This is a genomic window from Bacillus sp. PS196, from assembly GCF_037963555.1.
Taxonomy (GTDB): Bacteria; Bacillota; Bacilli; order Bacillales; family Bacillaceae; genus Bacillus; species Bacillus subtilis.
The window spans coordinates 451,161-476,952 of record NZ_CP150159.1; the positions used below are offsets into that span (position 1 = coordinate 451,161).

Here is a 25,792-nt window from a genome sequence, read left to right on the forward strand (position 1 = left end):
CGTAAACACTCCTTAATTGGTCTTTGTAAACATGATATTGATTTCGTTAAAGTCGCCGGTCAGGCCGTGGACTTTGATCTTCCAGTTTCCTTTTTCATTAATCGACAGGTTTTGATCTTGGAAGACGCCTTTTGTTTTTTCTTTTAATGTAAAGGTGCTTTTGTTTTCGCTGCCTGACAGGCCTGTTTTATAAACGGTTAACGTGATTTGCTGGATGTTTTTCACGGGATCTCCGTTATGGTCGGTGACCCGCAGCTCAAAAACATTTTTTCCGGGCTGGTTTGGGCTGATGCTGAGAGAAACGCTTTGTCCGTTCTCAATCGCTTTGGTTTGGTAGAACGGTTCCGGCGCTGGCTCAGGCGGGCTTGGCAGGCTTGTAAACACGGCAGCTGTGATCAATACAGCGATGCCGATTGCCCACTCCGCTTTCAACGTTCGGCTGATTCCTGTGCGGCGCTGCTTTCTGGTAAGCAGAAAATGAATCGCACCTAAGACCAGCATGAAAACAAACAGCCCGCTTTTCACTAAAAGAGCTTGGCCGTACGCTGTATGGAATAGTGAATCCATTGAACGAATGATGAAAAATCCATTGAGCAAGCCTGAAAACAAAATGACGCCGACTGCAGTGAGCGCCCATGGGGAGAACCGTCTGACCGTCTCCCACGCGAGCGTTTTGTCAGGCTGCCTCCATTCTTTTGAGAGCAGCGAAACGAGTGCCGCTATTCCGCCAACCCAGATGGAAGCGGAAGTTAAATGAAGGAAATCCATCAAAATGCCGACCGTTTTTTCTTCAACGACAGCAGCATGCCCGGTAAACGCCTTGGCGAGCAGGAGACCGAAAAAGAAAATGAGCGGCGCTGTCCAATAGCCAAAGGATGAAAAGCGGTTTTTCCGTATCGCAGGGATGACAGACAGTGCGAGCAGCACGAACAGCGCAGCCTGTATGATCCAAATGGAGCCGCCTGCTGTCTCAAACAGTGTTTCTCTGATGTAGCCTGGCTGGAATGCGCTGCCCCAGCCGCCGCCTGCGTTCGCTTTTGTCTGAATCGGAAGCTGAAGCAAAAGCGCCAGCCCCAGTGCTGCGATCGAGCCGGTCAGGATACGTCTCGTCCGTTTGACGAGCTGTTCTGATTTCCCTTTATACCAGAAAAGATGGAAGAAAACCGTTCCGATAAACAGAGATAAGGCTGTATACAGAATCGCGCGATCTGCTGCTGTTCCCGGATTCAGAGCTGAATCGGCTGCTTTTTGGCTGCTGAATCCGCCATCCGCTTTCCCGATACTGAATGGAATGACGCCGGAAACAGGATGCCCGTCCGCGGATACGGCATTCCATTCCGCTCTGTACACATCTTTAGGCAGATTCTTCTTCAGCTTCACTGTCATGATGTGATGATTATCTTTTTTGATTTCAGTCTTGTCCGTATCCACACGGTCGCCGTTTGAATTATAGACTTTAATGTAATGAAACCCTTCTTCAACCGGTTCATTAAATTCGATTTCCACCTGCGCAGGAGCACTTTTTAATTCGCTGTTTTCCCCAGGTGAAGATTTGACAATATAGGCGTGAGCAAAGCTTGTTTTCGGCAGGAAAACAAGAAAAAGCAGAAGGATGATCCACCATCTGTTTCGCTTCATCACTCAGACACCACCTTCCGCTGTATGTGTTGTGTTATTTCTTGGTGCAGGTGCAGCGTTTCTTTCGGTCTTGAAGCATGTCTTCCAGCGCTTGGTCGAAAGTGCGGACGGCTCCGCCGAATCCTTTTTGAAATCGCTCGGCATGGTCAAGTGTCGCAAACGGAATGGCCTGCGGCTGGCAGCAGTGCAGGTTTAATTCAGCATTTACGACGAAATAAGCCGAACCGGCACTGACGGTTGTCTGTAACAGAAAATCTCTGCAAATCAAGTGTGAAACCTCTTCCGTTTTATCCGCGTAACGCAAAAACGCGCAATGTGCGCAGCATAGCTGTTCAATGTCTTGGTTTACCGTAATCAGCTGAACCGAATGAGCTTGATTGACGGGCTTCAAGCAATAGCTGCACATATGATCCGTTTGAGGTGTTCGGGCGGGGAGCGTGATGCCACCGGCCGTTTTAATGACCTGATTTGACTGAACCAGCTGATTGACATCTCTGTATACCGTCATTTCCGAAACGCCAAACCTTGCGCTGATGTCAGAAATTCTGAGCGCGCCTTCTTCTTTCAGCCACTTCAGTATGTGTTGCTGTCTATTAATCGGAAGCATTCATACACCCTCTTCATTAAGATCTATTTAAGCGTAGAGGATTTTAGAGACAGAGACAAGTAAGCTGATGATAAAAAATGTGAAAATGTGTTGAACAGCAACAAAACGAAACAGAAGGGACTCTGGTATAATAGACATATGGAATAGAAAGTGAGGAATACCCTATGAAAGAAACACCATGCCCGAACTGCGGCAAACCTTTGACAGGCGACATGGTCAGATCATCAAATGTGCCTTGTCAATTTCGCTGCGGACATTGCCGGGAACGGCTTTATGAATATAAAGTATCAGCTCCGATTATGCTGGTATCATTAGCGGCTATTGTGCTGCTCATTTATCTTTTGCTGCTCCTCCGCAATGCGGCAGGTTCAATGCTGCCGGCCGTACAGCACGTGCCGATGGCTGTTTTTGCGCTTGTGTGCGCCTATCCCGTTTTTATTGTGAGTGAGCGAATGATCGCAAAGTACGTGATTCAAAACGGCAACATTATTTATAGAGGAAAGAGAAAAGGCTCCTGAAACCAGGAGCCTTTTTATTTTTAAAAAATTGTCACAGTCATGTGCCAAAGTCCTCTTTACTTTCAATTGTATAGGGACTGTAAGCGTTTTAACATAGAGTCAAAGGGAAGCATCATTCTCTGAACATATTTTTGCACCTTACAGCGACAAACAAAACAGGGAGGGTTTATATATGCAGCAGCAAGAACAGCAGCAAGGCGGCATGAAAGTGAAAGTGCAGCGCTTTGGGAGTTATTTGAGCGGAATGATCATGCCGAATATCGGCGCGTTCATCGCGTGGGGTATCATTACCGCGCTGTTTATTCCGGCAGGATGGTTTCCGAATGAACAGCTGAACACGCTGGTCAGCCCGATGATTACGTATTTATTGCCGCTTTTGATAGCGTATACAGGCGGAAAAATGATCTACGACCACCGCGGCGGAGTTGTCGGAGCCACAGCGGCAATTGGGGTGATTGTCGGATCGGATATTCCAATGTTTTTAGGCGCAATGATTATGGGTCCGCTTGGCGGATACCTCATTAAACAGACTGATAAATTATTCAAGGATAAAGTCAAGCAAGGCTTTGAAATGCTGATCAACAACTTTACGGCAGGGATTGTCGGCGCGGCTTTAACGATTCTCGCGTTTTACGCCATCGGCCCGGTTGTCCTGACGCTAAATAAATTGCTGGCGGCTGGTGTGGAAGTCATTGTACACGCTAATTTACTGCCGGTAGCCAGTGTTTTTGTAGAACCGGCGAAAGTATTGTTCCTTAACAACGCCATAAACCACGGAATCTTAAGCCCGATCGGAATCGAGCAAGCATCCCAAACAGGAAAATCAATTCTGTTTTTAGTAGAAGCGAACCCTGGACCGGGGCTCGGCATTTTGCTGGCGTACATGTTCTTTGGCAAAGGATCTTCAAAATCAACGGCTCCCGGTGCGGCGATCATCCATTTCTTCGGAGGGATTCACGAGATTTACTTCCCGTACATTCTGATGAAACCGGCCCTGATTCTCGCAGCCATTGCCGGCGGAGCAAGCGGACTCTTAACGTTTACGATCTTTAATGCCGGACTTGTCGCGGCAGCGTCACCGGGAAGCATTATCGCATTGATGGCAATGACGCCAAGAGGAGGCTATTTCGGCGTATTGGCGGGCGTATTGGTCGCTGCAGCTGTATCGTTCATCGTTTCAGCAGTGATCCTGAAATCCTCAAAAGCTAGTGACGAAGACCTGGCTGCCGCAACAGAAAAAATGCAGTCCATGAAGGGGAAGAAAAGCCAAGCAGCAGCTGCTTTAGAGGCGGAACAAGCCAAAGCAGAGGAAGCGTCTGAGCTGTCTCCTGAAAGCGTGAACAAAATTATCTTTGCGTGTGATGCGGGAATGGGATCAAGTGCCATGGGGGCATCCATCTTAAGAAACAAAGTGAAAAAAGCGGAGCTTGACATCAGTGTGACCAACACGGCCATTAACAATCTGCCAAGCGATGCGGATATTGTCATCACCCACAAAGATTTAACAGACCGCGCGAAAGCAAAGCTGCCGAACGCGACACACATATCAGTGGATAACTTCTTAAACAGCCCGAAATACGATGAGCTGATTGAAAAGCTGAAAAAGTAATCTTATAGAAAGAGAGTGATACTCATGCAAGTACTCGCAAAGGAAAATATTAAACTCAATCAAACGGTATCATCAAAAGAAGAGGCCATCAAATTGGCAGGCCAGACGCTGATTGACAACGGCTACGTGACAGAGGATTACATTAGCAAAATGTTTGAACGTGAAGAAACGTCTTCTACGTTTATGGGGAATTTCATTGCCATTCCACACGGCACAGAAGAAGCGAAAAGCGAGGTGCTTCACTCAGGGATTTCAATCATACAGATTCCAGAGGGCGTTGAGTACGGAGAAGGCAACACGGCAAAAGTGGTATTCGGCATTGCGGGTAAAAATAATGAGCATTTAGACATTTTGTCTAACATCGCCATTATCTGTTCAGAAGAAGAAAACATTGAACGCCTGATCTCCGCTAAAAGCGAAGAAGATTTGATCGCCATTTTCAACGAGGTGAACTGACATGATCGCCTTACATTTCGGTGCGGGAAATATCGGGAGAGGATTTATCGGCGCGCTGCTTCACCACTCCGGCTATGATGTGGTGTTTGCGGATGTGAACGACACGATGGTCAGCCTCCTCAATGAAAAAAAAGAATACACAGTGGAACTGGCGGAAGAGGGACGTTCATCGGAGATCATTGGCCCGGTGAGCGCTATTAACAGCGGCAGTCAGACCGAGGAGCTGTACCGGCTGATGAATGAGGCGGCGCTCATCACAACAGCTGTCGGCCCGAATGTGCTGAAGCTGATTGCCCCGTCTATCGCAGAAGGTTTAAGACGAAGAAATACTGCAAACACACTGAATATCATTGCCTGCGAAAATATGATTGGCGGAAGCAGCTTCTTAAAGAAAGAAATATACAGCCATTTAACGGAAGCAGAGCAGAAATCCGTCAGTGAAACGGTAGGTTTTCCGAATTCTGCCGTTGACCGGATCGTCCCGATTCAGCATCATGAAGACCCGCTGAAAGTATCGGTTGAACCATTTTTCGAATGGGTCATTGATGAATCAGGCTTTAAAGGGAAAACACCAGTCATAAACGGCGCACTGTTTGTTGATGATTTAACGCCGTACATCGAACGGAAGCTGTTTACGGTCAATACCGGACACGCGGTCACAGCGTATGTCGGCTATCAGCGCGGACTCAAAACGGTCAAAGAAGCAATTGATCATCCGGAAATCCGCCGTGTTGTTCATTCGGCGCTGCTTGAAACTGGTGACTATCTCGTCAAATCGTATGGCTTTAAGCAAACTGAACACGAACAATATATCAAAAAAATCATCGGTCGCTTTGAAAATCCTTTCATTTCGGACGATGTGACCCGCGTAGCGAGGTCACCTCTCAGAAAACTGGGAGAAAATGATAGACTTGTAGGCCCGGCAAAGAAAATAAAAGAACCGAATGCACTGGCTGAAGGAATTGCCGCAGCACTGCGCTTCGATTTCACCGGTGACCCTGAAGCGGTTGAACTGCAAGCGCTGATCGAAGAAAAAGGATACAGCGGCGTACTTCAAGAGGTGTGCGGCATTCAGTCCCATGAACCGTTGCACGCCATCATTTTAAAGAAACTTAATCAATAACCGACCACCCGTGACACAATGTCACGGGCTTTTTTTACTATCTCGCAATCTAGTATAATAGAAAGCGCTTACGATAACAGGGGAAGGAGAATGACGATGAAACAATTTGAGATTGCGGCAATACCGGGAGACGGAGTAGGAAAAGAGGTTGTAGCGGCTGCTGAGAAAGTGCTTCATACAGCGGCTGAGGTACACGGAGGTTTGTCATTCTCATTCACAGCTTTTCCATGGAGCTGTGATTATTACTTGGAGCACGGCAAAATGATGCCCGAAGATGGAATACATACGCTTACTCAATTTGAAGCAGTTTTTTTGGGAGCTGTCGGAAATCCGAAGCTGGTTCCCGATCATATATCGTTATGGGGGCTGCTGCTGAAAATCCGGAGGGAGCTTGAGCTTTCCATTAATATGAGACCCGCCAAACAAATGGCAGGCATTACGTCGCCGCTTCTGCATCCAAATGATTTTGACTTCGTGGTGATTCGCGAGAACAGTGAAGGTGAATACAGTGAAGTTGGCGGGCGCATTCACAGAGGCGATGATGAAATCGCCATCCAGAATGCCGTGTTTACGAGAAAAGCGACAGAACGTGTCATGCGCTTTGCCTTCGAATTGGCGAAAAAACGGCGCAGCCATGTGACAAGCGCCACAAAGTCTAACGGCATTTATCACGCGATGCCGTTTTGGGATGAAGTCTTTCAGCAGACAGCCGCTGATTATAGCGGAATCGAAACATCATCTCAGCATATTGATGCGCTGGCCGCTTTTTTTGTGACGCGTCCGGAAACGTTTGATGTCATTGTGGCGAGCAACTTGTTCGGTGATATTTTAACCGACATCAGCTCAAGCCTGATGGGAAGCATCGGCATTGCGCCTTCTGCGAACATCAATCCATCCGGCAAATATCCGTCCATGTTTGAACCGGTTCACGGCTCAGCTCCTGACATTGCCGGACAGGGCCTTGCCAATCCGATCGGCCAGATTTGGACAGCGAAGTTGATGCTCGACCACTTCGGAGAGGAAGAATTGGGGGCGAAAATTCTTGATGTAATGGAGCAAGTGACTGCCGACGGCATCAAAACACGCGACATTGGGGGACAAAGCACAACGGCTGAGGTCACTGATGAAATCTGTTCGCGCTTAAGAAAGCTCTGATGAATCAGGCCGGTGGCAGATGGCTGCCCCGGCCTGTCCATTTCCTTACGAAAATTTCCACGAAAGTCTAACCAAGCAGATCCAAATGCTGTATAATAATTTGGAATTCTTAGGAAAGCATCGGGTGAAGGAAGTTGAATGCAAAAACAATCACGTTAAAGAAAAAAAGAAAAATCAAAACGATCGTTGTACTCAGTATCATTATGATCGCAGCTCTCATTTTTACGATCAGATTGGTGTTTTACAAGCCTTTTCTTATTGAAGGATCATCAATGGCCCCAACGCTTAAAGACTCAGAAAGAATTCTGGTTGATAAAGCAGTCAAATGGACTGGCGGGTTTCACAGAGGAGACATCATAGTCATTCATGACAAAAAGAGCGGCCGCTCATTTGTCAAACGTTTAATCGGTTTGCCTGGTGACAGCATTAAAATGAAAAATGGTCAGCTATACATAAATGATAAAAAGGTGGAAGAACCATACTTAAAGGAATATAAACAGGAGGTCAAAGAGTCGGGTGTAACCTTAACAGGTGACTTCGAAGTTGAGGTTCCTTCCGGTAAATATTTTGTGATGGGAGATAACCGTCTCAATTCACTGGATAGCAGAAACGGAATGGGCATGCCTTCTGAGGACGATATCATCGGTACTGAATCTCTCGTCTTTTATCCATTCGGTGAGATGAGACAGGCAAAATAAAATGCAATGCAAAAAGAACATGGAACATGACGGCACCGATAATAAAGCGCCGTGCACGTTTAAAAAAATGATGATGAAACGGTGCGGAGCCGGCTTTCCGCCCCGTTTTTTATGATAGAAAGCGTTTTGAAGAAAAGGGCCCTGTTGAAATAAACAGAATCAGGATTGGCGAAGCCGTGAAGCGCATCGAATTGGTAAATCTCAAGATGGGTATGCTGTTTTTCCCGCAGTTTTTTGATAAGAAGCGCTACGTCAAACGACGGCTCATAATTAGGGAAAAACAATAGGACCGGGCAGGCTGGCACGTGATGAAGAGAGTCGCGTATCCGGGAACCGTAATAACAAACCGATCCGCTCACCTCAGGCATACTGCTGCATTTCCATGCGATAGTAGCCCCCACGCTGAATCCAATCACAAAGATGTGCCGTCCGGCGTTTTGTCTGATCACATTCTGGATGATGGTTTCTCCCGTTTTCAGCCGTTCGTGTTTTGTAAATTGTTCGTATGCCGTTTTTTCTTCTTGCAGTGTGTAGACTTCATCCTCGCCGAGCAGGTTGGGCGTCAACACATCATATCCAGCCATTTTGATCAGCCGGCCCATCTTTTTCATGTGGCTGTTTACACCGTATATTTCGTGTGCGAGAATGACAAGCGGTTTTGGGGACATAACGGCCTCCTTTTGTGTTTTTTTCCATTATATCCTATCGTTTCACTTTAGGCTGAGATATAATGGTCAAAAAAAGGAGATATAAAATGAACTCATTATCTTTGCCTCACCGCTATCCATTTTTGTTTATTGATGGCGTGACGGATAGCGAGCCCGGCAAACATGCGGCAGCTTATAAGCTGATTAGTGTGAACGACTGGTTTATCACTGATACGCAAACAGAAATGCCGTTTTCACTTGTGATTGAAGCGCTTGCGCAAACCGCGGCTTTTACAGGAATTACAGATAAGAACAGCTTGGGATTATTGTCTTCGGTGAAGAAAGCGGAAAAGCTGGGAGAAGCTGTGCCCGGTGACCGGCTTGATCTTACGTTTGAAGTCACGCGCAATCGGCGCGGGTTTGTGTTCGGACATGCCAAGGCATCAGTTGGAGAGCAGCCTGTTGCTGAAGCTGAAATCGGCATCTATATTGAAAAATGAAAAAAACCCTTCACAACATTTTGTGAGGGGTTCTATTTTGTGTCGTAATCCCGTTCGCTTTGAGAGTTATCTCTTTGCTGGCGTTTGTGTTTTTCATCATTCATATTTTCCTTCAGCTCTTCATTAGGAATCGGATCGGTTAAGTCGTTGTGCTCGGGGTTTTCATTTGGTTTGTTTTGCTGTTTTTTTTCTGTCATGTTTGATCACCTCACCGTTTGTTTTCCTCTTATCCATTCTCCTCAAACATAGGAAATCGCTTTTTTGTCCCGCTGGGTATAATGTATTAGAATAGAGAGAAGCACAACAAAAAGATAAAGAGAGGTACATATATGTCTGTTCAAAGAGAAGATGTAGATATCAAGCTGATCGCAATTGATATGGATGGTACACTGCTGAACGACGAGCAGCTGATCTCGGATGAAAACCGCAAAGCCATTCGTGAAGCGGAGGATAAAGGTGTGTATGTGGTGATCAGCACGGGCCGGACGCTGATGACGTGCAGGGAGCTGGCGGAATCGCTAAAGCTGTCATCCTTTCTAATCACGGCAAACGGCAGTGAAATTTGGGATTCGAATTTTAATTTGGTGGAACGGAAGCTGCTTCATACGGACCATATTCAAATGATGTGGGATTTGCGGAATAAGCACAACACTAATTTCTGGGCTTCTACGGTGAATAAAGTATGGAGAGGCGAGTTTCCGGAAAACATTACGGATCATGAATGGCTCAAATTCGGCTTTGACATCGAGGATGACGATATCCGAAACGAAGTGCTTGAGGAGCTGAGAAAAAACAAAGAGCTCGAAATCACAAATTCAAGTCCGACAAACATTGAAGTCAACGCGCTTGGCATCAACAAAGCTGCAGCCCTTGCCAAGGTTACGGAAAAACTCGGCTTTACAATGGAGAATGTGATGGCGATGGGCGACAGCCTTAATGACATTGCGATGATCAAAGAAGCGGGTCTTGGCGTCGCAATGGGCAATGCGCAAGACATCGTAAAAGAAACGGCTGATTATATCACGGATACAAATATTGAGGATGGTGTCGCTAAAGCGATTCGCCATTGGGTACTATAAAAAAAGAGAGTCCTAAGATGGACTCTCTTTTTTAGTTTGGCAGGTTTTATTCTGGGACCATGGTAGGTTTTCTGACAAAAGTATTTCACAAACTGATATGATTCACTTATAATGAAATAAAGTTCAAAAATTCGGAATAGTCGTTCCGAATTTCAGGACAATAAATGACATAAAGCATATCGTTTGCTTTGGCAGGAGGGATTCTGTGTTTCAGATTGATTTAAACTGTGATTTAGGAGAAAGCTTCGGAGCCTACAAGATAGGCCTTGACCAAGATATTTTAGAGTATGTGACATCAGCGAATATCGCATGCGGATTTCATGCAGGAGATCCTAGTGTTATGCGAAAAACCGTCGCGCTTGCAGCAGAAAGAGGCGTGAAAATGGGTGCGCATCCGGGCTTGCCGGATTTACTCGGTTTTGGGCGCCGCAATATGGCGATTTCTCCTGAGGAAGCGTATGATCTTGTCGTTTATCAAATTGGCGCGCTCTCTGGCTTTCTAAAAGCAGAGGGACTTCACATGCAGCACGTCAAGCCGCATGGCGCTTTATACAATATGGCGGCAGTCGATCAAAAACTGTCGGATGCTATCGCGAAAGCTGTCTATAAGGTTGATCCCGGCCTGATTCTTTTCGGTCTTGCTGAGAGCGAGCTTGTAAAAGCGGGAGAACGGATCGGACTTCAGACCGCAAATGAAGTGTTCGCCGACAGAACATACCAATCGGACGGCACGCTGACACCGCGCTCCCAGCCGGACGCACTCATTGAAAGTGATGATGCCGCCGTCACCCAGGTCATCAAAATGGTGAAAGAAGGGGCGGTCAAATCTCAGCAAGGACATGATGTGTCATTAAAAGCAGATACAGTCTGCATTCATGGAGATGGAGCCCATGCGCTGACATTTGCGCAAAAAATCAGAAAACAGCTCAAAGCGGCTGGAATTGAAGTGACAGCTATTTCAGAACAGAGGTCAACATAAAGGAGGAACAATAGATGGAGCAGCAGAAAAAGACAGCAGGAAAAAAAGCGGGCAGCTGGTCATTGCTGATGGGCGCCGCCTTTTTAATGGCGACATCAGCAATCGGACCGGGTTTCCTCACCCAAACCGCAACATTCACAAACACACTCGCAGCAAGCTTCGGTTTTGTCATCTTAATCTCTATTATTTTAGATATTTTCGCCCAAACCAATGTGTGGCGCATCATCGCAGTTTCTGGAAAACGAGGTCAGGAAATTGCGAATATGGTGCTTCCCGGACTGGGGTATTTCATCGCCATTCTCGTCGTGCTTGGCGGACTAGCTTTTAATATTGGGAATATCGGAGGGGCCGGGCTGGGACTTCAGGTGCTGTTCGGCATTACACCTGAAACAGGCGCTTTAATCAGTGCCGTTATCGCCATTTTGATTTTTGTCATCAAGGAAGCAGGAAAAGCGATGGACCGTTTTACGCAAATCGCGGGGTTCGTGATGATTATTTTAACGGTCTACGTTGCGGCGACGACAGCTCCTCCGGTCGGACAGGCAGTCGCAAATACATTCGTCCCGGAACACATCAGCATATTTGCCATTGTCACCCTAGTGGGCGGAACCGTCGGCGGTTATATCACATTTGCCGGGGGACACCGTTTGCTTGATGCCGGAATTAAAGGGAAGGAATCCATTCCGCAGGTGACAAAAAGCTCGGTTGTCGGCATTTTAATTACATCTGTCATGCGTATCGCTCTTTTTCTTGCGGTTCTAGGCGTTGTATCGAAAGGCCTGCACATCGATGAAAGCAACCCGGCGGCTTCTGTCTTCAAGCTTGCTGCTGGAAATGTCGGTTATAAAATTTTCGGATTGATCATGTGGTCTGCGGCGATTACGTCTGTTATTGGAGCAGCCTATACATCTGTTTCATTTTTCAAGACCTTTTCTCCAAAAATTGAAAAGAATTCACGCGGTATTATTATCGGATTTATTGTGGTTTCTACGTTAGCTTTTGTCACAATCGGCCAGCCTGCGAAGATCCTCGTCCTTGTCGGTTCACTGAACGGCTTAATTCTGCCGATTGCGCTCGGAACGCTGCTTGTTGCCGCCTACAAGAAAAACATTGTCGGTGATTATAAGCATCCGCTTTGGCTGACAAGCACAGGCGCGCTTGTAGTGATTGTAATGGCAGTTATGGGAATCTACACGTTAATTACACAACTTCCTCAATTGTGGAGCTGATATAAGTGGAGCAATTAAACAAAATGGCGCCGAAGGATGTACGCGCCCTGATACGAGAGGGGAAAATAAACGGGCCGACCGCAGGCATGTCCGGCGGCTACGCCCAAGCGAATCTTGTGGTTTTGAAAAAGGACCTTGCGTTTGATTTTCTGCTGTTTTGCCAGCGAAATCAAAAGCCCTGCCCCGTGCTGGATGTGACTGAAGCAGGTTCGCCTGTGCCGTCTCTGGCTGCGCCGGATGCTGATATCAGAACGGACTTTCCGAAATACCGTATTTACAGGCACGGTATCCTAACGGAAGAAGTATCTGATATTACGCCATACTGGGAGGACGATTTTGTCGGCTTTCTGATCGGATGCAGTTTCTCCTTTGAACAGGCACTGATCAATAATGGGATAGCTGTCCGGCATATTGATGAGGGGACAAACGTCTCGATGTATAAAACGAATATCGATTGTGTTCCGGCGGGGGCGTTTCACGGACAGATGGTTGTCAGCATGAGGCCGGTTCCTGAACGGCTGGCTGTACGTGCCGCACAAGTGACCTCGCGTTTTCCGGCTGTGCACGGAGGGCCGATCCATATCGGCAATCCGGGAGCAATCGGGATTCGCGATCTCGGGAAACCGGATTTCGGAGATGCCGTTTCCATTCGAGAAGGCGAGGTTCCTGTTTTTTGGGCATGCGGAGTGACACCGCAAGCCGTGGCTATGAATGTAAAACCTGAAATGGTCATCACACATGCGCCGGGGCATATGCTCATCACAGATATTCGAGACGAGTCGCTTGCGGTGCTGTAACCTCTCGTCATCCTGATGAACGAGAAATAAAAGAGGTGAGAAAGATGACTGTACGATATCAAATCGAACAGCTCGGTGATTCTGCAATGATGATCCGATTCGGAGAAGAAATCAATGAACAGGTCAACGGCATTGTCCATGCCGCGGCCGCTTATATAGAAGAACAGCCATTTCCGGGATTCATTGAATGTATCCCGGCTTTTACAAGTCTAACCGTATTTTATGATATGTATGAAGTGTACAAGCATTTGCCTCAAGGCATAAGCTCACCTTTTGAGAGTGCCAAGCGCGATGTCGAAGAGCGGCTGGTAGAAATAGCCGAAGACTATGAGGTCAACCGCCGTATTGTAGAAATTCCCGTTTGCTATGGCGGTGAATTCGGTCCGGATTTAGAAGAGGTGGCGAAGATCAATCAACTGTCACCGGAGGAAGTAATCGACATTCATACAAACGGTGAATATGTGGTGTATATGCTTGGCTTCGCGCCCGGTTTTCCTTTTCTAGGCGGGATGTCAAAACGCATTGCAGCTCCGAGAAAATCATCGCCAAGACCGTCGATTCCCGCAGGTTCGGTCGGTATTGCGGGATTGCAGACAGGCGTTTATCCGATTTCAACGCCGGGCGGCTGGCAGCTGATCGGCAAAACGCCGCTGGCTCTTTTCCGGCCGCAGGAAAACCCGCCGACATTGCTGCGGGCGGGAGATACTGTGAAATTCGTTAGCATCTCAGAAAAAGACTATCACGCCTATAAGGAGGAGTCCAATTGAGCATGAAAGTATTAAAGCCCGGACTGCTCACAACGGTTCAGGATATAGGCAGAACGGGTTACCAAAAATACGGCGTTCTGGCCAGCGGCGCTATGGACACGGTTTCACTGCGCATTGCCAATCTGTTGATAGGAAACGGCGAAAATGAAGCAGGTCTCGAAATAACGATGATGGGGCCCGGTCCGTCGTTTCATTTTTCAAAACAGACACTGATTGCTGTGACAGGGGCGGACTTCACGCTGCGTATTAATGACGAGGAAGCGCCTTTATGGAAGCCTGTGCTCATCAAGGAAAACAGCACGGTCAGCTTTGGCCCCTGCAAACTCGGCAGCCGTGCTTATTTGGCGGCAGCTGGCGGCATTGAGGTGCCTGCCGTCATGGAAAGTAAAAGCACATACGTCAGAGGAAGCATTGGCGGACTTCATGGCAGAGCGCTTCAAAAAGAAGATGAACTGAACATTGGAGAGATGTCAGCTCTTTCGCAAACCATCCTTTCTCGCTTAAGTTCGCAGCTTGGAAAACAGGGATTTGCAGCACCGAAGTGGTCAGTCAGCCGCGGCAGATTTCTGCCATTGAAGAAGAATCCCGTCATTCGGGTGCTGGAAGGAAAGCAATTTGCCTTTTTCACAGAAGAATCAAAAACGCGTTTTTATGAAGAAGCATTTCGTGTCACGCCGCAGTCCGACCGTATGGGCTACAGGCTCAAAGGAGAACCGCTCGAACTGAAGGCCCCGCTTGAGATGGTGTCGGAAGCGGTTTCATTCGGAACAGTTCAGGTGCCGCCTGACGGCAACCCGATTATCCTGCTTGCAGACCGGCAGACGACTGGCGGCTATCCGAGGATCGCGCACATCATATCCGCTGATCTTCCGATTGTTTCCCAAATCATGCCGGGCGAGCACGTCCAGTTTGAGCCTGTGTCCCTTCAGGAGGCAGAAGCGCTTGCGGTAGAACGGGAACAGCATATAAAAGAACTGAAAACGAGAATGAAGATGGAATGGCTGACATAGCAAAGGGGATGAATGATGCAGAATAAAAATAAAACCGTAGTCAAATCTATGGCGCTGCTCAATTTGTTTTTGCATAAACCAAGCCTAACCTTAAGTGAACTGGTGTCGCTGACGGGAATGCCGAAGACCTCTGTTCACCGGATGGTCAGCTCTTTGGAGGAAATGGGGTTCCTCAGTCGGGATGCGTCCGGCGCTTATTCGCTGGGATTGGTGTTTTTGGAATTCGGACAGCTTGTCGCTGACAGGCTGGATATCAGAAAAATAGCGAAACCGGTGATGGAAGAGCTGTGCCGGGAAGTGGATGAGGCCGTGCAGTTGATCATGAGGGACGGCAATGAAGCGATATACGTTGAGAAAATAGAAGGGACACAGACTGTGCGGCTGTATACGGCGATCGGCAGGCGTTCCCCCCTATACGCGGGAGCGTGCGCCAGAAGCATTCTGTCCTTTCTTCCCCGTGAAGAAATCGAAGCATACATCAAACAAACCGAGCTCATTTCGATTGGCTCCGGAACGATTACCGATCCCGAAAAACTGCTTCAGGAGATTGATGCCTCTGTGCAAAATGGCTATACTGTCAGCTATTCAGAGCTCGAAAACTATACGGCGGCGATCGGCGCCCCGATCTTTAACCATAAGCGCCAAGTGGCAGCCGGCATTAGCATTGCAGGCTTTGAAGCGAGATTTACAGAAGACAGGCTGCCCTATTTAACAGAAAAGGTGAAGGACGCCGCTTTACAGATTTCAAGAAAAATAGGATATACATAAGTAGCCAATCTTTTCTCTGCTGCGTACATTAACGTATCGACGTTCAAGAGTGGAGGAAAGAACATGGTGCTTCGATATACAGCTCTGGGCGATTCCTTGACGACAGGGAGAGGCTCCGGGCTGTTTTCACCCGGCTTCGTCCAGCGTTTTGGGGACATGATGGAAGCTGACTTGAAAACAAGAACGGCAATAAACATATTTGCCAGATCAGGCCTGAATACAGAAGAGATTTTGGGACTCCTGTCATATCCCTATGTGCAAAAATGCATTCGAGATGCTGATATGATAACGATCACAGGGTGCGGAAACGATCTCATCGATTCGGTCTTAGCCTACCAAACCTCTAAGGATGAAACGATTTTCAGCCGTGTATCCGCCCATTGCCATGAGAATTTTGAAAAGATGATTGCCAAAGTCGCCGAGATTAAAGGAGAAAATCCTTCCCCGTACGCCATTCGTGTGTTCAACTTATACAATCCGTTTCCCGAAATTGATATCGCCGGCAAATGGATCACTTCGTTTAATTCACATTTAGAAATACTTGCATCAGCACCCCATGTCAAAATCGCGGATGCCTATAGCATCTTCAAAGGCAAAGAACAGGAATATCTGTCCTTTGACGGTGTCCATCCGAACAGCAAAGGCTATCAAGCGATGGCTGAAGCCGTTCACAAGCTAGGCTATAAAGAATTATCAGTTTCATAGAAAACGCGCCTCATGACAGGCGCGTTTTTTATGTGTGATCGAAATATTAAAAGAAACTTAAAATTCTCTGTCTTCTGTTCTACAGACAAACAAAGTGCGCTAGAATAATGGAGGGCGTAGGCAAATATAGCCATAACGTTCAATATTTCGTATATAAGGAAGGATGGTCCTTTTGTTTCGGATTTTTAAAATGTCTTTTGCGGTTATCATTATTATACTGGCGCTTATTGCTTTTAACTATACGGAACACACCTCTGTTATCCAATCGGTCATGCTCGTCTTTCTTGGTGCGGTCATGTTTATGCAGGGGCTTGAAGAACGCAAAAAAGAAAATGACGGCTCAGGCGCTTTTAATATTTATACCGCCGTTTTTGTATGGTCTGTCTCCCTTATCGGTTTTACACTTCATATTATATAAATCTATTACACATCCTGAAAATGCTCGACCGTCGGGAACGGGGTATAGAACCGATGAAGCAAGGCTTTCCACTCTTGATACTCTGAAGAACCGCGAAAGCCTTCCGTATGGTCCTCAAGTGTTTCCCACTCCACAAGAAGCAGATATTTATGCGTTTCCTCCATGCATTTTGATAACGAGTGAGTGATATAGCCCTTCATGCCGGAAATAATCGGCGCCGCTTGCCGGAATGCATCCTCAAACTCTTGTTCAAGGCCTTCTTTAATGTGAAGCATTGCTGCCTCCCTGACCATGCTATCCCTTCTTTCTGTCTTTTCAAATAGTCTACAGCAAACGATAGGAGATTTCTGCAAAATCGGTGAACTTTTCCTTCATTTTCAAAAAAATCTTGCACGCACCAATTCAATTAAGAGAAAATAACAAGTGGAAGGCAGGGGAAAGTCATGTTAAAAAAGTGTATTCTACTAGTATTTCTATGCGTCGGATTGATTGGGTTAATCGGATGCTCCAAAACAGATTCACCAGAGGATCGCATGGAAGCATTCGTGAAACAGTGGAACGATCAGCAATTCGATGACATGTATCAAAGCCTGACTAAAGATGTCAAAAAAGAAATCTCCAAAAAAGATTTCGTCAACAGGTATAAAGCCATCTATGAGCAGGCCGGCGTAAAAAATTTGAAAGTCACTGCGGGAGAAGTAGATAAGGACGATCAAGACAACAAGACAATGAAACATATCCCGTATAAAGTCAGCATGAACACAAATGCCGGCAAAGTCAGCTTCAAGAATACTGCTGTGCTGAAATTAGAAAAAACAGATGACGAGGAGTCATGGAATATAGATTGGGACCCATCGTTTATTTTCAAGCAGCTGGCTGACGACAAAACCGTGCAAATTATGAGCATTGAACCGAAACGAGGCCAAATTTACGATAAAAATGGAAAAGGTTTAGCTGTCAATACAGATGTTCCGGAAATTGGAATTGTTCCCGGAGAGCTTGGCGATAAAAAAGAGAAAGTTATAAAAGAACTCGCCAAAAAACTTGATTTGACTGAAGACGACATCAAGAAAAAGCTGGATCAAGGCTGGGTAAAAGACGATTCGTTTGTGCCGCTCAAAAAGGTCAAGCCTGACCAGGAGAAATTAGTTTCTGAAGCGACGTCATTACAAGGCGTAACAAGAACGAATGTCAGCTCCCGCTACTATCCGTATGGCGAAAAGACAGCCCATTTGACAGGCTATGTCCGCGCCATTACAGCGGAAGAACTGAAGAAAAAGAAAGAAGGAACGTACAGCGATACGTCTAACATCGGTATCGCCGGACTTGAAAATGTGTATGAAGGCAAGCTAAGAGGCACAACTGGCTGGAAAATCTACGTGCCGCAAACCGGGGAAGTCATCGCTGAAAAGAAAGCAAAGGACGGCGAGGATCTTCACCTCACAATTGATATCAAAACGCAAACGAAGCTGTATGATGAACTGAAGGATGACAGCGGGGCGGCAGTCGCGCTGCAGCCGAAGACAGGCGAAACACTCGCCCTTGTCAGCGCGCCTTCCTACGATCCAAACGGATTTATTTTCGGCTGGAGCGATAAGGAATGGAAAAAGCTAAACAAAGATAAAAACAACCCGTTTTCAGCGAAATTCAATAAGACATACGCGCCAGGTTCTACCATTAAACCGATTGCGGCTGCTATTGGAATCAAAAACGGCACCCTTAAAGCCGATGAGAAGAAAACAATCAAAGGCAAGGAGTGGCAAAAAGATTCGAGCTGGGGCGGCTATTCAGTGACACGTGTGTCTGAGAGACTTCAACAAGTCGATTTGGAAAACGCCCTTATTACGTCAGACAATATTTATTTTGCCCAGAATGCGCTTGATATGGGAGCGGACACCTTCACAAAAGGCTTGAAGACATTCGGTTTTTCAGAGGACGTTCCGTACGAATTCCCGATCCAGAAATCGTCTATTGCAAATGACAAGCTTGATTCAGACATTTTGCTTGCGGATACAGGCTACGGACAAGGGCAAATGCAAATGTCTCCGCTTCACTTGGCAACTGCTTACACGCCATTTGTTGACAATGGAGACCTTGTCAAACCGACGCTGATCAAAAAAGATTCACAAACAGCTGATGTTTGGCACAAGCAAGTGGTCACCAAGGAAGGAGCAGCAGACATTACAAAAGGTCTGAAAGGCGTTGTGGAAGATGAGCGCGGATCAGCGTATCAGCCTGTCGTGAAAGGAATCACAGTGGCCGGGAAAACAGGAACAGCCGAGCTGAAAACATCAAAAGATGATAAAGACGGCACGGAAAATGGCTGGTTTGTCGGCTACGATTACAAAAACAAAGACCTGCTTGTCGCCATGATGATCCAAAATGTGCAGGACCGCGGCGGCAGCCACTATGTCGTTGAGAAAGCGAAAAAGCAATTTCAATCGAATTAAAATGTCTTTTTAAAAGGAGCGAAAGGAAAAAGGGGATCTGAGGCCGAATGAACTAGTAAGGGGCAAAACCCGGTTTATACAAAGAAAAGAGGGATTTTGCATGCAGCGTATTCAATTGGCGGAGGATCTTCAATTTTCAAGAGTCATACACGGGCTTTGGCGGCTGAATGAATGGAACTATTCAGATGCTGAACTTCTGAGCCTCATTGAATGGTGTATCGATCACGGCATCACGACCTTTGATCATGCGGATATTTATGGAGGCTATACGTGCGAAAAGTTGTTTGGAAACGCCCTTGCCCTTTCACCTGGATTAAGAGAAAACATAGAGTTGGTCACAAAATGCGGTATCGTTCTTGAATCGCCTGAACGGCCCGCTCACAGATCGCATCATTATAACACAAGCCAATCGCATATTTTGGCATCCGTTGAGCAATCGCTTATGAACCTTAGGACGGATTATATCGATATGCTTTTGATTCACAGACCGGACCCGCTCATGGATCCGGAGGGGGTAGCAGAGGCGTTTCAGGCATTGAAATGCTCTGGCAAGGTCAGGTACTTTGGCGTTTCAAATTTTAAAGATCACCAGTATCGGATGCTGGAATCATATTTGCCTGAGAAGCTCGTAACCAACCAGATTGAGCTTTCCGCATACGAATTAGAAAATATGCTCGACGGCACTTTGAACCTGTGCCAGGAAAAACGGATTCCGCCGATGGCTTGGTCGCCTCTGGCAGGCGGCAAAGTTTTCACTGGTGACACGGAAAAAGACCGGCGTGTCCGCACGGCGCTTGAATCCGTTCAAGCAGAGATTGGCGCCACTTCATTGGACGAGGTGATGTACGCATGGCTGTATACGCATCCGGCCGGCATCATGCCGATTGTCGGAAGCGGAAAGCGCGAGCGGATTTCCGCCGCGATAAATGCGTTGTCATACAAGCTTGACCAGGATCAATGGTTCCGCATTTTTACAGCCGTACAGGGTTACGATATTCCATAAAAAGCATCAGCTTACCAGCTGATGCTTTTTCAATATTGTCACACCGCTTAGTGCCAAATTACCATTTATAAGTGATTGATTCTTTCTTGAAAGCGTTTTATATTTAAAGGAAACCTCTCTATATCCTCTACTGCATCTCCTTGCGACTTCATCCGCACAATCAAGATAGTCTAGGAGGTCTTTTTTATGTATATGACTGCCAGAGAACAAAAGCTGTTAAAGCACTTATTATTACAAAACAGATATATAACCGTAACTGAGCTTGCTGAGCTGATGCAAGTCAGCACGAGAACCATTCACAGGGAACTCAAATCAATTAAACCGCTGATGGAAACCGTGGGGCTTACGTTAGATAAACAGCCCGGTAAAGGGTTGAAAGCAGTGGGAAGTCCCGAGGATAAACAAAAGCTGCTTACTGATTTATCATATGAACAGCATGAATACAGCGCCGACGAACGGAAACTGCTCATTCTCTGTTCGTTATTAGAGTCTCAGGAGCCCGTCAAACTGTACACGCTTGCTCATGATCTCCAGGTGACGAATGCCACGGTCAGCTATGACTTAGATGAGCTCGAGAAGTGGATTTCTCCCTTCGGACTGACACTGATCCGCAAAAGAGGTTTTGGCATCCAGCTTATAGGGCCGGAGAATGCGAAACGGAAAATTGTCGGCAACTTGATTGTGAACCGTCTCGACATCCAAATGTTTTTGGAAGCGGTTGAATTAAACATCAAAGGAAAAGCCGATTCTTCAGAGAAAATGTTCGGGGTTGTCAGCAAAGGTGAGCTGCTAAAAATGGAGCGCATCTTATTTCAGCTCAAAGAAAAAATCGCTTTTTCATTGTCCGACAGCTCCTATATAGCGCTCGTCGTCCATCTGACGTATGCGATCGAACGAATTAAGCTTGGGGAAACCATCACTATGGAGCAAAATGAGCTTGAGGAACTGAAGAATGCGAAAGAATACAGCTCCGCTCTTGAAATCGCGGGCGAGCTTGAACGTGCCTTCGGCGTGACGATTCCAGAGGCAGAGGTCGGCTATATTACAATCCATCTTCGAAGCGCCAATCGAAAATACAAAACAGAATACAAAGCGCAGGAAATTGAGCTGGAAACAGCCCTGCAAACAAAGCGGCTCATTGCTTTTATTTCAGACAAAATCAGAATGGATCTGACGAAAAACTACTCTTTATATGAAGGCTTGATTGCCCATTTGGAGCCGGCCGTCAGCCGCATAAAAGAAAATATTGAGATATACAATCCGATGAAGGAACAGATCAAGCGCGATTATTTTCTGCTTTATATGGCGATCGAAGAAGGCGTCGAAAAGTATTTTCCGGGCATGTCCTTTTCTGATGATGAAATCGCTTTTATCGTTCTTCACTTTGGCTCGGCTCTTGAAATCAAAAAAGAAGAAGCAAAAGTGAAAGCGCTTGTCGTCTGCTCAAGCGGGATCGGCTCCTCGAAAATGCTTGCCTCCAGACTGAAAAAAGAGCTGCCGGAAATTGAATCGTTTGATATGTCATCCCTGATCGAGCTAAAGGGGAAGGATGTTCAAGCCTATGATATGATTGTGTCCACTGTACCGATTCCTTATGAAAATATTGATTACATCATGGTCAGCCCGCTATTAAATGAGGAAGACGCAAACCAGGTCAAGCAGTATATCAAGCGGAAGATTCCCCTTATTCTTAACAAAAAAAGAAGCCCGAAGGAAGAGGCGCAGCAAGCTGATGTACCTGACATGCTAGAGGTGGCGGAAAGCATAGGGCGGTATATGGAAGTTATCCAAGATGTTCTGCGCCATTTTACGTTAGCTCCACTCAAAACAAATCCGGATCATAGCATGCTTCTGTTAGAGCTTTTTCAACAGCTGAAGAAGGATGGCCTGATCCGTGATCCGGAAAAAGCCGCGGTTTGCCTGGCTGAGCGGGAGAAACAAGGGGGATTGGGAATCCCCGGAACAAACATGGCGCTTTATCATCTCAAAAATGATGAAATCGTCCTGCCTTTTTTCAAAATGTTTGATCTCAGCACCTCCTATGAAGTGGATGGCATGGACGGAAATACCCTCAGGATGACACGCATCCTCGTCATGATGGCGCCTAGCTCATTATCTGCTGAAGGCTCGGAGATTTTAAGCGCGATCAGCTCGGCAATTATCGAGAGCGGAGAAAGCATGGCGGGGTTTCAGGAAGAAGGAGAACAAGAATTGTATCAGCGGTTAAACCGCATATTTTTCACATGGATGAAAGAAAAAAACATACTGTAAACCTGCATGGCACACGTCAAAAATTTGGCGTGTGTTTTTCTGTGGATGGGGAACAAAATAAGAAAATGTGGGACTATTTTATCATTCAGTATTGGAATAATTCCAAAATGAAATAGTTTTACAAGTTATCTTTTTTGGGTTAAAATGGGTGAGGTAAGGAAGAAAATCTAACAAATTATTGAAGATTCAAGAGAATATAGGAGATGACGATATGGAAACATTACAGCATCTGATTCTGCATGACATGCCGAATAGCGAAGATATAGAGGCTGTAAAAAGCGGAGACCATACACTGACATATAAAGGTTACCGTAAACGGATTAATCAGCTGGCGAATGCCATGCTTCAAAAAGGAATTCAAAAGGGCGACCGTGTTGCATTGCTTTGCAAAAACGGCCATCCCGCATCAACTGTTATGTTCGCCGCGCTTGAAATAGGTGCTGTTGTCGTACCTGTCAGCTGGCAGCTGAAACCATATGAAATGACAGGCATTTTAAAAGCAAGTGAACCGAAAGCGATGTTTTACGGAGCGGAGTTTAAAGAGATACTGGATGAAGTTCTACCTGAATTGTCCTCACTGTGTGTAACAATGGAAACAGGAACAGCTTACGAAACATCTGCTGAATTTGAAGCGCTGTTTGCAGGTCCTGATCATTTGCCAGAGACGGAAATGGTTTCCCCTGATGATACAGCACTTCTGATGTTTACATCTGGAACAACGGGAAACCCGAAAAGATGCATGATTACACATGGCGGCATATACAGATACGTTAAAAAATCCAACAGCTCAATAGCACGTATGAAGGGCCTTCGTTTTCTCGCGTGCCATCCGATTTATCATACGAGTGCGCTCATTTGCATCATGCTTGGAACGTTTGCAGAAACAACCTTTGTGTTTACAAAGGATCAAGATCCTGTTCACATGCTGAAGGTCATTGAAGAAGAGAAAATTCAGACCGTGATGGCTCTTCCTGTGTTTTACACGTATTTGCTTGAGGCGTGGGAAAAGCACCAAACTGACTTATCTTCACTTGTTATTTTAATGACAGGCGGAACAAAAGTGCCGAGCAGCCTAATCCGCCGCTATCTTGATATTGGCATTCCGCTGGCGCATGGCTATGGAAGTACTGAGGCTTGGGGCATCAGCACATGGACGCCTGATATGGGAATGGATAAAGCGGCATCTGCAGGAAAACCTGTGGCAGGTGTTAAAGTCAAAGTGGAAGATCCTCTGACCGGAGAAGAACTTCCTCAAGGAGAAATTGGCGAAATCGTTGTTCATACTCCATTCTTATTTAAAGGCTATGAAGACAATCCTGAAGCAACAGCGAAAGTGCTGCAAAACGGATGGTTTAGAACCGGAGATTCAGGATATGTAGATGAAGATGGCTTTATTTTCATCACGGGACGCTACAAGGATGTCATTATTTACGGAGGCGATAACGTCTATCCTGATCAGGTTGAAGAAGTTATCCAGCAGATCCCGGGAATCCTTGAAACAGCTGTGGTCGGTATTCCAGACCCGCTTTACGGTGAAAAACCGAAAGCTTTTATCGTGAAAAATGGCGGCCAGCGCATCACGGAAGAGGATGTCATTGCATTTTGTAAAGAACGCCTGTCCGCTTACAAAATACCTGAAGTTGAATTTGTTAACGAACTGCCGAAAAACAACCTTGGCAAGGTGAAAAAAGACGTCCTGCGCAATCAGGCTGTACATTCATAAAAGAAGAAGCCCGTCCACTTTATGTGGCGGGCTTCTTTGCAGTTGCACAGACGGAAAGCTCAGGCTTAATGTTCTTAAATTTTATATCAATGTCTTCGAAGCCGGCTGCTTTAAAGTCAGCAATCATCTGTCTTCCAAATGATTTGGTTTTCTCAGGACTGGCATCCGCTTCCCGCGGCTGCATCGTAATGGCTGCTTTGCCGACTGGCTTTAATGCCCGATAAATCTGTTTCATGCCTTTTGTTTGGTCATTCCAAATGGTGTAGTTGTTAACGGAAATCACTTTATCATAAAACGAGGCGGGGAGAGGAAATGTCTCGATGCTTCCTTGTATCAGGCGTACGCCCTTTGGTTTCACTCTGCGGGCGGCCAGCTTCAGCATGGCCTCTGACACATCAATCCCATGAAGATGAACATCCTTCTCGCGTTTCAGCATCTGCTGCATGCAGTATCCCGGGCCAAACCCGACTTCTAAAATGCTGTCCCCGCGCGTGATACCCAGCTGATTGATTGTCCACTGATTCAGTGTTTGATTTTCAGCAGCCATGATGTACCCGGCAATCATGCCGATGACGCCCTTTGGCCTGCTGAATCTTCTAGAAAGCATGTTAATCATTCAGCAACCAACCCCCTTTTTGAGTTATTTCCTCCAAGCGTTCCATGTGAAACATTTTTCTGATAAAGCAATGCGAAGGTGCCAAGCCATGTTTATCCAAAGAGTGTGTGAGGTACACAACAAATAGACATGAAAACAAAGGAGGAGAATCATCATGGCAAATTATCCAAAAGAACTGCCGGCACAAACTCAAAGTCGCCAGCCGGGAATTGAAAGCGAAATGAATCCAAGTCCGGTGTATGAGTACGAGGATTATAAAGGAGCAGACAAATTAAAAGGAAAAGTAGCTCTTATTACAGGCGGCGACAGCGGGATCGGACGCGCGGTTTCCGTCGCTTACGCAAAGGAAGGCGCAGACATCGCCATTGTGTATAAGGATGAGCATGAAGACGCTGAGGAGACGAAGAAACGTGTTGAACAAGAAGGCGTAAAATGCCTGCTGATTGCTGGTGACGTAGGTGAAGAGGAATTCTGCAATGAAGCGGTTGAAAAAACGGTCAAGGAACTAGGCGGCCTTGACATCCTTGTCAACAATGCAGGTGAACAGCATCCGAAGGAAAGCATCAAAGATATTACGAGCGAACAGCTTCACCGCACATTCAAAACAAATTTTTATTCTCAATTTTATTTGACTAAAAAAGCAATTGATTACCTGAAACCGGGCAGCGCCATCATCAATACGACATCCATCAACCCGTACGTAGGGAACCCGACACTGATTGATTATACAGCGACAAAAGGGGCGATCAATGCCTTTACAAGAACAATGGCGCAGGCGCTTGTCAAAGACGGCATCCGTGTAAATGCAGTCGCGCCGGGTCCAATTTGGACGCCACTAATCCCAGCTACGTTCCCTGAAGAAACAGTTGCTCAATTTGGGCAAGATACGCCGATGGGCCGTCCTGGACAGCCTGTTGAGCACGTCGGCTGTTATGTGCTTCTGGCATCAGATGAGTCCTCTTACATGACAGGTCAGACCCTGCATGTCAACGGCGGAAACTTTGTGACGACATAAGAGGGAGTGAG

General features: G+C 46.4%; 27 protein-coding genes. 21 read left to right on the forward strand and 6 right to left on the reverse strand.

The genetic code is table 11. The features are described from left to right. Positions 1-12: 12 nt before the first annotated feature. Together ycnJ and ycnK are read right to left on the reverse strand one after the other, a co-directional pair. Complete coding sequence (gene ycnJ / locus NST79_RS02325; protein ID WP_088325309.1) at positions 13-1,638, reverse strand: copper transporter YcnJ; 1,626 nt, start codon at positions 1,636-1,638, stop codon at positions 13-15. Between the two features lie 34 nt (positions 1,639-1,672). Further along, complete coding sequence (gene ycnK, locus NST79_RS02330; RefSeq protein WP_003234446.1) at positions 1,673-2,245, reverse strand: copper uptake transcriptional regulator YcnK; 573 nt, start codon at positions 2,243-2,245, stop codon at positions 1,673-1,675. A 164-nt stretch (positions 2,246-2,409) separates the two neighbouring features. Between ycnK and NST79_RS02335 the strand changes: the two genes are divergently transcribed. The 6 genes from NST79_RS02335 (at position 2,410) to lepB (ending at position 7,804) form a co-directional block, all read left to right on the forward strand. Further along, complete coding sequence (locus NST79_RS02335) at positions 2,410-2,763, forward strand: hypothetical protein (RefSeq protein WP_003234445.1); 354 nt, start codon at positions 2,410-2,412, stop codon at positions 2,761-2,763. 172 nt (positions 2,764-2,935) lie between these two features. Then, positions 2,936-4,372 carry a PTS mannitol transporter subunit IICB gene (locus NST79_RS02340; protein WP_134155798.1) on the forward strand — a complete coding sequence of 479 codons (1,437 nt, stop codon included), beginning with the start codon at positions 2,936-2,938 and terminating at the stop codon, positions 4,370-4,372. Positions 4,373-4,396: 24 nt separating this feature from the next. Beyond that, positions 4,397-4,828: a PTS sugar transporter subunit IIA gene (locus tag NST79_RS02345; RefSeq protein ID WP_003246714.1), complete on the forward strand. Its 432-nt coding sequence runs from the start codon at positions 4,397-4,399 to the stop codon at positions 4,826-4,828. A gap of 1 nt (position 4,829) precedes the next feature. Continuing rightward, positions 4,830-5,951, forward strand: coding sequence for a mannitol-1-phosphate 5-dehydrogenase (locus NST79_RS02350; RefSeq protein ID WP_029946494.1), 1,122 nt, complete (start codon positions 4,830-4,832; stop codon positions 5,949-5,951). A gap of 90 nt (positions 5,952-6,041) precedes the next feature. Continuing rightward, positions 6,042-7,106 carry a tartrate dehydrogenase gene (locus NST79_RS02355; RefSeq protein ID WP_003234436.1) on the forward strand — a complete coding sequence of 355 codons (1,065 nt, stop codon included), beginning with the start codon at positions 6,042-6,044 and terminating at the stop codon, positions 7,104-7,106. Between the two features lie 134 nt (positions 7,107-7,240). Next, the gene (gene lepB, locus NST79_RS02360; RefSeq protein ID WP_212060374.1) at positions 7,241-7,804 is read left to right on the forward strand and encodes a signal peptidase I; all 564 of its coding nucleotides are present in this window, start codon (positions 7,241-7,243) and stop codon (positions 7,802-7,804) included. A 59-nt stretch (positions 7,805-7,863) separates the two neighbouring features. Here the strand turns inward: lepB and NST79_RS02365 are convergent, their stop codons facing one another. Further along, entirely contained in the window at positions 7,864-8,472 is a 609-nt protein-coding gene (locus tag NST79_RS02365; protein ID WP_212060376.1) for a dienelactone hydrolase family protein, read from the reverse strand. Positions 8,473-8,558: 86 nt separating this feature from the next. Between NST79_RS02365 and NST79_RS02370 the strand changes: the two genes are divergently transcribed. Further along, positions 8,559-8,951, forward strand: a complete 393-nt coding sequence (locus NST79_RS02370; RefSeq protein ID WP_212060379.1) for a 3-hydroxyacyl-ACP dehydratase FabZ family protein — start codon at positions 8,559-8,561, stop codon at positions 8,949-8,951. 32 nt (positions 8,952-8,983) lie between these two features. Here NST79_RS02370 and NST79_RS02375 read toward each other — a convergent pair whose 3' ends face one another. Then, on the reverse strand, positions 8,984-9,148 hold the full coding sequence (locus tag NST79_RS02375) for a hypothetical protein (protein ID WP_003234425.1): 165 nt from the start codon (positions 9,146-9,148) through the stop codon (positions 8,984-8,986). 132 nt (positions 9,149-9,280) lie between these two features. Between NST79_RS02375 and NST79_RS02380 the strand changes: the two genes are divergently transcribed. The 9 genes from NST79_RS02380 (at position 9,281) to NST79_RS02420 (ending at position 16,703) form a co-directional block, all read left to right on the forward strand. Beyond that, positions 9,281-10,030, forward strand: coding sequence for a phosphoglycolate phosphatase (locus NST79_RS02380; RefSeq protein ID WP_003234424.1), 750 nt, complete (start codon positions 9,281-9,283; stop codon positions 10,028-10,030). 205 nt (positions 10,031-10,235) lie between these two features. After that, the gene (pxpA, locus tag NST79_RS02385) at positions 10,236-11,009 is read left to right on the forward strand and encodes a 5-oxoprolinase subunit PpxA (RefSeq protein ID WP_003234423.1); all 774 of its coding nucleotides are present in this window, start codon (positions 10,236-10,238) and stop codon (positions 11,007-11,009) included. 14 nt (positions 11,010-11,023) lie between these two features. Then, complete coding sequence (locus NST79_RS02390) at positions 11,024-12,238, forward strand: NRAMP family divalent metal transporter (RefSeq protein ID WP_014478854.1); 1,215 nt, start codon at positions 11,024-11,026, stop codon at positions 12,236-12,238. Between the two features lie 23 nt (positions 12,239-12,261). Continuing rightward, positions 12,262-13,035, forward strand: a complete 774-nt coding sequence (locus NST79_RS02395; protein WP_080480998.1) for a putative hydro-lyase — start codon at positions 12,262-12,264, stop codon at positions 13,033-13,035. A 44-nt stretch (positions 13,036-13,079) separates the two neighbouring features. Further along, positions 13,080-13,802: a 5-oxoprolinase subunit PxpB gene (gene pxpB / locus NST79_RS02400; protein ID WP_212060381.1), complete on the forward strand. Its 723-nt coding sequence runs from the start codon at positions 13,080-13,082 to the stop codon at positions 13,800-13,802. A gap of 2 nt (positions 13,803-13,804) precedes the next feature. Next, complete coding sequence (gene pxpC / locus NST79_RS02405) at positions 13,805-14,812, forward strand: 5-oxoprolinase subunit PxpC (RefSeq protein WP_003234419.1); 1,008 nt, start codon at positions 13,805-13,807, stop codon at positions 14,810-14,812. A 15-nt stretch (positions 14,813-14,827) separates the two neighbouring features. Beyond that, positions 14,828-15,580: an IclR family transcriptional regulator gene (locus NST79_RS02410; protein ID WP_014478857.1), complete on the forward strand. Its 753-nt coding sequence runs from the start codon at positions 14,828-14,830 to the stop codon at positions 15,578-15,580. 63 nt (positions 15,581-15,643) lie between these two features. Beyond that, positions 15,644-16,285, forward strand: a complete 642-nt coding sequence (gene lipC / locus NST79_RS02415; protein ID WP_212060383.1) for an SGNH/GDSL hydrolase family protein — start codon at positions 15,644-15,646, stop codon at positions 16,283-16,285. A 172-nt stretch (positions 16,286-16,457) separates the two neighbouring features. Next, positions 16,458-16,703, forward strand: coding sequence for a YczI family protein (locus tag NST79_RS02420; RefSeq protein ID WP_003240256.1), 246 nt, complete (start codon positions 16,458-16,460; stop codon positions 16,701-16,703). 5 nt (positions 16,704-16,708) lie between these two features. Here NST79_RS02420 and NST79_RS02425 read toward each other — a convergent pair whose 3' ends face one another. Continuing rightward, complete coding sequence (locus NST79_RS02425; RefSeq protein ID WP_003234413.1) at positions 16,709-16,996, reverse strand: antibiotic biosynthesis monooxygenase; 288 nt, start codon at positions 16,994-16,996, stop codon at positions 16,709-16,711. Positions 16,997-17,146: 150 nt separating this feature from the next. Between NST79_RS02425 and pbpC the strand changes: the two genes are divergently transcribed. The 4 genes from pbpC (at position 17,147) to NST79_RS02445 (ending at position 24,150) form a co-directional block, all read left to right on the forward strand. After that, entirely contained in the window at positions 17,147-19,153 is a 2,007-nt protein-coding gene (gene pbpC / locus NST79_RS02430; protein ID WP_032677496.1) for a penicillin-binding protein 3, read from the forward strand. Between the two features lie 100 nt (positions 19,154-19,253). Then, positions 19,254-20,156 (forward strand): aldo/keto reductase family oxidoreductase, encoded by a 903-nt coding sequence (locus tag NST79_RS02435; protein ID WP_212060385.1) that lies wholly within the window; start codon positions 19,254-19,256, stop codon positions 20,154-20,156. Between the two features lie 186 nt (positions 20,157-20,342). Continuing rightward, on the forward strand, positions 20,343-22,427 hold the full coding sequence (gene mtlR / locus NST79_RS02440) for a transcription antiterminator (protein ID WP_212060386.1): 2,085 nt from the start codon (positions 20,343-20,345) through the stop codon (positions 22,425-22,427). Between the two features lie 211 nt (positions 22,428-22,638). Continuing rightward, positions 22,639-24,150: a class I adenylate-forming enzyme family protein gene (locus NST79_RS02445; RefSeq protein WP_212060396.1), complete on the forward strand. Its 1,512-nt coding sequence runs from the start codon at positions 22,639-22,641 to the stop codon at positions 24,148-24,150. Between the two features lie 19 nt (positions 24,151-24,169). On the opposite strand, the gene NST79_RS02450 is transcribed toward NST79_RS02445, so the two are convergent. Beyond that, entirely contained in the window at positions 24,170-24,766 is a 597-nt protein-coding gene (locus NST79_RS02450; protein ID WP_212060398.1) for a class I SAM-dependent methyltransferase, read from the reverse strand. A 154-nt stretch (positions 24,767-24,920) separates the two neighbouring features. Between NST79_RS02450 and NST79_RS02455 the strand changes: the two genes are divergently transcribed. Then, positions 24,921-25,781 carry an SDR family oxidoreductase gene (locus tag NST79_RS02455; protein ID WP_003246648.1) on the forward strand — a complete coding sequence of 287 codons (861 nt, stop codon included), beginning with the start codon at positions 24,921-24,923 and terminating at the stop codon, positions 25,779-25,781. The last annotated feature ends 11 nt before the right edge of the window (positions 25,782-25,792 follow it).